The 615-nt window shown below is 67.0% G+C and carries 1 pseudogene; it reads right to left on the reverse strand.

The features are described 5' to 3' along the window. Nucleotides 1–409, reverse strand: a pseudogene (locus ACK4SE_RS14120) (peptidoglycan endopeptidase); the annotation flags it as partial. Nucleotides 410–615: the final 206 nt, after the last annotated feature.

Raw genomic sequence — 615 nt, forward strand, 5'->3', positions numbered from 1 at the left:
TCGTCTCCAAAACCCTCACCAGGGCGTTGAGGGGGAGCACGTCCCGCTCCGCATCGCCTGGCGCATCGAAGGCCCGCGCTTCAACCGACGCCACCCGGTGGGTCGGCTCAACCACATCTTCGCTCAGGGCGTCGATCGCGACGTAGCCCACGACGCCGTCCCGGCGTGATCGGCCCCAGGCCCGTCCGTCCGACACCTCCAGAACGTCGACGATTTCACCGAAAACCAGCTGGTCGATCAGCTCCGCCATGTCGTCGGTCCCGGCGCGCACCGGTGTGGCCGGAACCACGCACTGCATCGGCATGGTGGAGCGGTATCGTTCCGCCTCGAGCACGCCCTCGAACACCAGCGCGGCCAGGTCGGGCCGGGCGAGCGTGACGCGCGGATCGTGGTCGGAAGGCAGGGGCAAGAGGCGGACGTCCGTCGATCAGGAGCGTCATCCCTACACCGCGAAGGCGAAGGGGCGGTTAATATCGATGGTTACTCTGGCCATACCGCGTCCTGAGCATGGCGAAACAGGCCCGAAGAGACTGCGCCTCACCGCCTTCCGGATGGCCGGGGCGGGCGCGTGGATTCCAGGCGAAGATATCCAGATGCGCCCAAGACCCCGTCTTT

This window comes from Brevundimonas sp., assembly GCF_046293315.1.
GTDB lineage: Bacteria > Pseudomonadota > Alphaproteobacteria > Caulobacterales > Caulobacteraceae > Brevundimonas.